This window comes from Enterobacter cloacae complex sp. P16RS2 (genome assembly GCF_014982155.1).
Taxonomy (GTDB): domain Bacteria; phylum Pseudomonadota; class Gammaproteobacteria; order Enterobacterales; family Enterobacteriaceae; genus Enterobacter; species Enterobacter cloacae_M.
This window is the reverse complement of record NZ_JADCKW010000063.1, coordinates 1-4,818: the sequence shown is the minus strand read 5'-3', so window position 1 is coordinate 4,818 and position 4,818 is coordinate 1. Positions and strand designations below refer to the sequence as shown.

Here is a 4,818-nt window from a genome sequence, read left to right as displayed (position 1 = left end):
GAGTTAGGGCGTAGCCGTGCGTCAGCACATGAGCGTTAGCTCATAAGAGAAATATCTTTTCAAAAGAATAAGAAAAAACAGGTAAAACGTTTATTATATGAGTTAAATTTGATTTTTACCGATTCGATATGGTATTAAATAATAAAAAAGAAGGAAAATAATGAATGAACAACATTAAGATTATTACGCTCTTTCATACAAATAAAAAAATACCATTTATGACTTGTATTGTTGAAGATGTTGAAGAGAATGAACAAGGAATAAAACTAACTTTGCAAAATGGTGATAATATCCATGTCAAAGATTATGACTATTTCTTCTTATCAGAATCAGCACATGAGTGTGATCAGGAACGAATGATTAATACATACAGAAGATTGATTTCTGAACTCAGCTAAGTTAGCGAAGAAACAATAGAGTCCTTAGTTCCGAAGATATCGAATAATATGAAAACCAATTTCCCGGCAAGTGGTGTGAGTGCTTTGGAAGATGATTGAAAAGTCTGAATGGTAGCTACCATTCCATATGAAACAGTATATTAAAACATGCGTTGCATACAGGTTTTTACAACACCATATCTGAAGATAGCTACATTACCTGAGATCTAACAATCCCTGTCTGCGTAATGGTCGACAGGGTATTATCTGTTCCGACCTATACCTTTCTATCTCCATCCATGTGCAAACAGCTACTGACATGGCTCTTCGTGTACATTACACCTCTTATTGATCGACATAAAAGATCAATAAGCTGCATTTGATAGATTTTAACTATCAAATTAGCGTCAATTGATCGGCGTTTTAATTGTTTATATCGATCGATTATAGATATATGATAGTTTTTATCTATCAAATGATTTGAATTCGATCGATACAAACGATATGACGAACAGAAAAATAAATTGAATCCTATCAATTGATTAATGCTTTTTTACAGCCCAGAGAGACCAACCTATGGGTAGGGCTGTCTTTGACATAAAGTTTCCACACATTGGGGATAGATATGAAATTACGGATAGTGATGCCTCTACTGCTGTCTGCTGCCGCACTGACAGGATGCCAGCAGCTCAACGATGGTGTGAATACAGTTAATGGAGCAATCAGTTCTTCGTTGTCTTCAGTAGGTAAAGCGCTGGGGGGCACCGCCACCACTCAAAGCCTTGGCCCGGTATCGTCTGTATCTGGCCTTGGTGCTGTCTGCAAAGACTATGAAGAAAACGCAATGGCGGCAGAGAAACAGTGGACTGGCAAAAGGATCTCTATCACCAATGCCACTGTTCTGGAAGTTACAAAGGGCAGAAGTGCCAGCGATATGATGATGGGAATGCCTAAGTCAGCCCCTAACTATTACCTTTTATTTAAAACCTCTGATACCAGCTACTGCGGCGGGATGGTCTGGCTGGATTACTACTCTGGTATTGATGATGCCGTTCTTACTTACAAGAAAGGCCAGAAAGTCAGCGTTACCGGAACGATAAACAATTTCGAAGTCCGTGGGTTCGCTACCGTCAACAACGCCGATATGCCAGTTCGTCTTGTTGTTCTGAGAAACGCCACAATCAACCATTAACTCTGGGATAACACTATGCGTAAATTTTTACTCGTGGCGGGTCTTGCTGCTCTTGTATCGGGATGCGGTGAAAAAGGGGATTTTGAGAAAGCGATCAACGCAAAAATATCACAATCAAAGCTGTGCTACTCCCTGCAGGACAACGACATTGTATTTAATAAAGGTTTTCCGATTAAGGTTAACCGTGGCTACCGTTCAGCGGGGTATAGTGCCAGTGATGAAATCCTTAAAGGACTTGTTGAACAAAGGCTGCTCACTGTTTCACAACAGGCAAATGGCTTTAGCAGTGTTGATGTTCTGGAAGTAACTGACAAGGGCCAAGAGGTTGAGTTTTGGAACCGTGAGAATGGTGCCTGCGTCGGTCATCGGGAAGTTACTGAGATAAAGGAATGGACCGAACCGGGAAACGGTAATCAGAAAGTTGTTCGCGTGTCATATACATGGAAGTTGGCGGATGTTCCTGCATGGGTGGACAAAAAAGCGTTCTCCAGCGTCAAGGGTATGAATGAACCTGAAGACGGCATGATTAATCTTGTTAAAACCAGCAATGGCTGGAAAGCGATCTAAGGGGCTATCATGGAAAACAATACCATCAAGTGTCCATTTTGCCTGAAAGAAAGCCAAAGGGGTGTCCATGTCTGCACCGGCTGCATGGCGACGGTTCTGTATGGAACCTACCCCGGCTGGTATGCTTTCGTGGTTATATTATTGACCTTCGGCCTGTCTATACTGATCGGAATGTCTACAGGTATGGCGGGAGCTACTATCAGCCTACCAATCATTGCGGCTGTTGGGTTTGTCGCAGGTAAGGCAATTTTCTCTGATAATGTTGTGTTTAGAAGAAGGATGTAATCAGACTTAATACAGGAAACCATACCATTGACTTATCTAGGTATGGTTTTTTTGTATGTAAAAAGTTGAAACTGATACAACAAACAATTACAGACAGACTGATCTGTGCCATAAGTGGACAATGCTAACATCTTGAAATGCTAATCTGTTAGCCTCACTTCATTTGAACATTCAGATACTTTGAATCAAACCAAATCTGAACAACAGATTAGAAAGCTCCCCTACAGGGATATTTAGCTGGCGAGAAATCACCGGTAAGGTTATACCATCATCAGCTAGGGCGTCGAGTAATGAGTCAATGATCATAGATCTTTCTCGCTCCATTACTTGATCCTCTCTCAATCTAAACCCACGTGCAGAAGCTTCTCTTACAAGATTATTATATTGCCAAGTAGTTAATGCTCCCGCTTGCCTCATACGGTAAATAAGAGCAAAGGTAGATACTTTCCAGTTATGACGAAGTTGAAGCACGGCATCTAAAGATGGATTGCGCATTTTTGCAGCTAGAATATTCTCTTTTGGCATTAAAAACGCTGAAGCAAATTCATTAGCCTCAATTTCAATATCCTTGCCTTGAGGTGTTCCATGTTTATGCAGAACCAAATGCCCCAGTTCATGAGCTGCATCAAATCTACTTCGTTCAGCAGTTTTTTGGTTGTTCAGAAATACATATGCCTTTCCTGCTTTCCAAAACGAATAAGCATCAACATCCGCTGTATTTTCTGATAATGAAAATACTTTAATCCCATTCATTTCTAACAAATGAACCATGTTAGAAATGCTTTTACTGCCAAGTTTCCAGTAATCACGAAGTGCTCGTGCAGCTGATTCAGGTGTTTCGCCTCTTAAATCAATTAGGTTGAGTTCTGGTAATTTAAAATACTGTTCAAAATAGTCACTAACAATCAATCCGAGTTGACCTGCACCAATTGCTGCACCTTCCTGTGCAGATGTCATTTTCTTCAGAGAACGAAAAGATACTGTAGAAGGATCAATTGATTCAATATCTTCACCGAAGAAAAAATCGGCAGGATATTTTAAAACATCTACAAATGAAGCTATAGTTTGCTCAGATGGCTCATATAGGCAATAATCTTTCTCATAATCAACGATCATTCTCAAAGAAAGCCCTGCTTTTTTTGCTAAGGCTGTCATTGTTAATCCTCTTCTTGTCCTTGCAAGTTTAAGGCGCGAAGGGTTAAATTTTGCCATGTGATATCCGAACTACTCGTTTCTAATAACTGTGAACGCAGGGGTTTCGTTAAACTCTTCTTTAAGAGGGATAACTTTATTAACAAACGGAATCGCTTCGAAAATGTATCGTTCCTTCCATGAAGCTATTCGCGTTTTACCAGCAGAATTGCTCATTCCATCGGGAATGGATAATTCATAGCGCACTTCTTTATTACCATAATCGAAAAAGTAAAGGAGAACAAAGTTGATCATCGAATCAACAGGTTCTGATGCGACAATGGGAGAAATCCCTTTTTCAGGATTAAACAATTCAAAGTTTTCACCGACCAGAACTTCAGTAGCAGCCCCTTTAGGGTTTTTGCTCTTGGGATTCCCATCTAAAAGACCAGTGTACTTGTCGCCACTCATAACGAGAATATTTAACCCTTTATCCTTGTTATGAGTCAGGTTTAACCCGCTAACAAATGAAAAGCTCCATTCTTCACTATCAGTAAGCAATTCACGGCGCAAGCCACGAATAACCGCTCCCCAAGCACGAGACCCCGGATCTGTTTTAGCATCTAGATCAGTACTTTGTCTGATCTCCAGAAGACCATCTTCTATAGCTGCTTGAAGTGCATACTCGCTAATCCCATATTTAGAAACATTGGCAATTGCCTCATCACCAAAAACTACCTTACGCTGCATTTGATTGTTCATACGGTTCTCGCATCACTCGTCACTTCCTGATTTTATACCTAAAATTAGGGGGTAAATCAAGAAGTGAACTGATGATTTTTACAGTATCTATGTGTAAAGACTAAGAGCCTATCCTATTAGCCTATTTAATTGGTCATTTTGAAGCGAGGTGGTGCTTAAAATCCTTACGTACTACCTGTACGCTCCGGGATTGAAGCGTTGTTTGTGCTTAAACTGCCTGCAACAATTACGCCTAGCCTAATGGATAGGCTCTTAGTAGGAATCTGTATAAATAATTGACAAAAAGAGATTTTTGGCTTAAATTTATTTAAGAGTGATAGGAGGTTATTATGTTGAGTTTAAAGCCTAAAGAACATGAAATGCTTCTCAAGCGTGGTGAGCACATTGACGAATCGGACCTGATCAAAGCACCTGTTTGTGATGGCACAAGAGAAGAGCGTTTACAGTCTCTTCTAGAGTGGCAACGTCAGGTTGCAAAAACAGTTCTTGGTGAAGAGCAAGAGG

Annotated in this window: 6 protein-coding genes; 4 read left to right on the top strand and 2 right to left on the bottom strand. The window is 40.2% G+C overall.

Annotated features, from left to right (window positions below):
- Positions 1-164: 164 nt before the first annotated feature.
- The 4 genes from INF68_RS22730 to INF68_RS22715 all read left to right on the top strand — a co-directional run bounded on the left by INF68_RS22730 (position 165) and on the right by INF68_RS22715 (position 2,421).
- Positions 165-398, top strand: a complete 234-nt coding sequence (locus tag INF68_RS22730) for a hypothetical protein (protein WP_047730330.1) — start codon at positions 165-167, stop codon at positions 396-398.
- Positions 399-1,002: 604 nt separating this feature from the next.
- Positions 1,003-1,569, top strand: a complete 567-nt coding sequence (locus INF68_RS22725) for a hypothetical protein (RefSeq protein ID WP_193525465.1) — start codon at positions 1,003-1,005, stop codon at positions 1,567-1,569.
- Positions 1,570-1,584: 15 nt separating this feature from the next.
- Complete coding sequence (locus INF68_RS22720; RefSeq protein ID WP_049122906.1) at positions 1,585-2,136, top strand: lipoprotein; 552 nt, start codon at positions 1,585-1,587, stop codon at positions 2,134-2,136.
- A gap of 9 nt (positions 2,137-2,145) precedes the next feature.
- Positions 2,146-2,421, top strand: coding sequence for a hypothetical protein (locus INF68_RS22715; protein WP_000430099.1), 276 nt, complete (start codon positions 2,146-2,148; stop codon positions 2,419-2,421).
- 171 nt (positions 2,422-2,592) lie between these two features.
- On the opposite strand, the gene INF68_RS22710 is transcribed toward INF68_RS22715, so the two are convergent.
- Positions 2,593-3,633: an ImmA/IrrE family metallo-endopeptidase gene (locus INF68_RS22710; RefSeq protein ID WP_063615966.1), complete on the bottom strand. Its 1,041-nt coding sequence runs from the start codon at positions 3,631-3,633 to the stop codon at positions 2,593-2,595.
- 12 nt (positions 3,634-3,645) lie between these two features.
- A complete protein-coding gene (locus INF68_RS22705; RefSeq protein WP_016240049.1) occupies positions 3,646-4,314 on the bottom strand; it encodes a hypothetical protein in 669 nt (222 codons plus the stop codon).
- Positions 4,315-4,818: the final 504 nt, after the last annotated feature.